This is a genomic window from Bacillus sp. MUM 116 (genome assembly GCF_001866655.1).
Classification (GTDB): domain Bacteria; phylum Bacillota; class Bacilli; order Bacillales; family Cytobacillaceae; genus Neobacillus.
In genome coordinates this window covers 1-3,256 of sequence record NZ_MLYR01000076.1, presented here as the reverse complement: position 1 = coordinate 3,256, position 3,256 = coordinate 1, and the positions used below count along the sequence as shown (strand labels likewise).

Here is a 3,256-nt window from a genome sequence, read left to right as displayed (position 1 = left end):
ATACGACCTAAGCTCGGCCGCACAAGCACCCGTTACTTGAAAAAGGAATTTTAAAGATAGTCAACAGATTTACCAATTTCAACATACCCATAAACCCTAATCACACCATCAAGTACCTCTCCAGGAACGTGGATACCTTTTAGGATTTCTAAAACTTCATTCCTTATTTCTTCGGTTTCTGACTTTATCTCTAACCATTCAGTACACTTATGACCGCCAATCCTAAAATGATAAAACCATTCACCATCCCAAGGGCATATGTAGCCTGTTTCAATATTTTTCGTCCTCCATGGGTGACCATTGGGGGAATCTAACATTGCTTCTCGAATTTCTTCCCACTTTGTATTATTCATAACTTCCTGATATTGATTATGTATCATTATTTATTCACCTCTAATCTTTAGAGTTTCTTTAATTATTCTATGACGGATGATGGAATCCTTCTTGCACTAACCTGCCCCGTTTGTTGAATAAGAAAAAGCCCGCCGCAGCGATCGAACAAGCGATAAAAACTATCGCTTCTTTTTCTTATTCCATCTGTATAGAAAGCGTACAACAAACACTGCCAAGATAATAAGAATAAGGATGTAACCCAATTGAAAAATCATGTCTCCGATATTAAAATGCACCATTTTTATTTCCACCTTGATCATCATTATGGTCTTTTTTGTTGTATAATTTGTTTTTCAAACAACTACAACTTTAAGGTCGATAAAGATTAAATACACCACTATACCAAATAAAGAAGTCAATGCAAATTATCATAATGCCAGCCAGTAAGAAAAAAATCTTATTATACCAATAAGGCATTCGTAAACTCAATCGTTCCTTTGACAAATCAAATTCTCGCATCTGTGATTTTCTCAATTTTTCTATGCTTTTTCTGTTTTTCTCGTGATAATCTGACGTATATCGATACGAGTAATATAGAAAGAAAATACCCAGGATTCCAATTATAATTGCAAATATAATTGTCCCAATCAACTCATTTCCCCCTTGACTTCCTCCTGCAATTCTAATCTATTTTAGAATAATTGTTGGATTTATAAATTGCATCAGGTAATTTCATCCTGAACCTTGTTCAACTAACCTGCCCCGTTACTTGAATAAGAAAAAACTTTACCCCTTATTGAAGTAAAGCACCCGTTAGCACAATGATGGTTGGGACCATATGTGATTATTTACGTAATGTCCCCCACGCTAAATATCCTTTAGTCAAAAAGTAAGCAATCAGAACAATTACCGCAAGAATTCCATCAGTAATTGCCACAGACAGAATGTCAGGAGTTTTATGCTGAATTAATAAGGGGATCGTGACCGATACAGCGGCCTTGTGGAAAAAAACGAGTTCCCATATCCCAGCATAACGACGAGGATAAATAGCTAGAAGCAAGAAGAGTCCTGTGAATATTATGAAACCGTATAGACGCCAGATCTCAACAACCTTAGTGGATGTATCTGCACTTGCTACATTTTCAATGTTTAAGAAAAACGAAACAAATGCGCCTATGGTACACAATAATAATAGAATCTTCCCTATTCGATCATTCAAAAGAGATACCTGTTTCATTCTTTCCTCCCCATTTACAACAATAATTTTTTATTCAATTATATTATTAATTTAATTCATCTATTCGTGGTGAGGTTTATTAATGAACGATGTATTCTTTTTCCTTTATCAGCTAAGCTGCCAGTTAGCACAAAAATGAAAAGCTTTCTAAATAAAATGTTTTGTTTTTTGTTCACATTTTCAAAATGGAAATCAATACAAATTGTAGTATCTTTAAGAAAAGGTTTTTATTTGGAAGTTTAGAGGTGAATATACAATGGATTTATATGAAAAGTTACCTGTTGAGTTTCTAATTCGATTCTATAACGAAGTTAAAAACAATATCGAAAGAGGAATACTTACTAAAAAGATGTACTATGAATTAGGCTTAATTATTTCTGTTGCTAATCGGAGAGGTATTACATTAGATTTTCCTTCTGCTTTCGAAGAAGAAGGAAATGAAGAAGTTTTAAAAGATTTATTACAATGGGAACAAGTAAAGGGTAGGTCACATATTGCCTAACCCTTATTTTTATGTCATCTTTTTATCCAACAAACCTGAACCCTAGTTTTAAGAGGAAAATAAGGGATTTGCCGAAACAAAGAGCAGAAAAAAGGTCCGTCTTAGACTAACGAGTTTCGTTTCCTATCACAAAACGTGAATTTACACCTAAAAATGTAAAGTAAAATGCATATCAATTCGCACCGTATTTGCGGTGCTTTTTGTTTTTGGAAAAAGTAAAATAGCCCAGCTCCGTATGGAACTAAGCTATTACCTGTATTTATTTTGAAGTTTATTTAACTAAAGCACCCAGATAGTTTACGTACGATTCTTCACAAGCTATTAGCTGGTTTAGTTCAATAAAAAAATGATTTTAGACTATTGGTATTTAAAAAATTCGGTAAAACTGTTTTTTTACTTTAACAGTGAGTAAACATCCGTATCATATGGTATATCATTTTGATACATATACTTTTTTAGCGTACCTTCCTTTGTAAAACCTAATTTTATTAATAACTGACTCGAAGCTTTATTTTCAACAAAAACAACTGCACCTATACGCTTTAATCCAAGTTCTTGAAACCCATAAGATATCACTTTATCAACAGCTTCACTAGCATATCCATTACCCCATTTTTCTGGGAAAAGTGCATAGCTTATGTTCCCTCTTTTATGTTCAAAAGACCACTCCTGTAAACCAATAGTCCCAATAATAGTACCTGTTTCTTTTAGTTCAATGCCCCATTTCACTCCATTTTTTTCTTTGAATTGTCCTGCGAAATTTTTAATGATTTGTTTTACCTGCTCTATACTTGTTAGAGGTTTCTGACCATAATAACGTAATACATCATCATTCGAAAAACACTTTAATATATCTTGAGCGTCATTTTCAACTATTTCCCTTAACACTAATCGTTTCGTTTCAAGCACAGGAAACATTCTACCACTCCTTAAATAAGCATTAAAATGTATTAATTTTATGTATATATCCTAACATAAAATTCCATATTCATCTTGGACTAACCTGCTTCTTTAGTTGAATAACGAGAATGAAAAAGGACTGCCGAAACAGTCCAATTGTTTTGAAAGTAGTCGAGTAGAAGGGAGCCTTTCTACCTTGCGGTAAATTGTACTCCACCCCCCTCACAGAACCGTGCTTGCACTATTAATGCACACGGCTCCTCCTCGTTATCCTTTACAGAATG

Annotated in this window: 4 protein-coding genes; 1 reads left to right on the top strand and 3 read right to left on the bottom strand. The window is 33.8% G+C overall.

The window, feature by feature from the left end:
* Nucleotides 1-50 precede the first annotated feature (50 nt).
* Nucleotides 51-380, bottom strand: coding sequence for a DUF6678 family protein (locus tag BIV60_RS18000; RefSeq protein WP_083402314.1), 330 nt, complete (start codon nucleotides 378-380; stop codon nucleotides 51-53).
* Between the two features lie 797 nt (nucleotides 381-1,177).
* Complete coding sequence (locus BIV60_RS17990; protein WP_071357087.1) at nucleotides 1,178-1,570, bottom strand: hypothetical protein; 393 nt, start codon at nucleotides 1,568-1,570, stop codon at nucleotides 1,178-1,180.
* Between the two features lie 256 nt (nucleotides 1,571-1,826).
* Between BIV60_RS17990 and BIV60_RS17985 the strand changes: the two genes are divergently transcribed.
* A complete protein-coding gene (locus BIV60_RS17985) occupies nucleotides 1,827-2,072 on the top strand; it encodes a hypothetical protein (RefSeq protein ID WP_071357086.1) in 246 nt (81 codons plus the stop codon).
* A gap of 393 nt (nucleotides 2,073-2,465) precedes the next feature.
* Here the strand turns inward: BIV60_RS17985 and BIV60_RS17980 are convergent, their stop codons facing one another.
* Nucleotides 2,466-2,990, bottom strand: a complete 525-nt coding sequence (locus BIV60_RS17980) for a GNAT family N-acetyltransferase (RefSeq protein ID WP_071357085.1) — start codon at nucleotides 2,988-2,990, stop codon at nucleotides 2,466-2,468.
* Nucleotides 2,991-3,256: the final 266 nt, after the last annotated feature.

What these genes read in the sequence shown, in the direction of transcription:
- BIV60_RS17980 (WP_071357085.1), bottom strand. Translation starts at nt 2,990, where the DNA reads ATGTTTCCTGTGCTTGAAACGAAACGATTAGTGTTAAGGGAAATAGTT.
- BIV60_RS17985 (WP_071357086.1), top strand. Translation starts at nt 1,827, where the DNA reads ATGGATTTATATGAAAAGTTACCTGTTGAGTTTCTAATTCGATTCTAT.
- BIV60_RS18000 (WP_083402314.1), bottom strand. Translation starts at nt 380, where the DNA reads ATGATACATAATCAATATCAGGAAGTTATGAATAATACAAAGTGGGAA.
- BIV60_RS17990 (WP_071357087.1), bottom strand. Translation starts at nt 1,570, where the DNA reads ATGAAACAGGTATCTCTTTTGAATGATCGAATAGGGAAGATTCTATTA.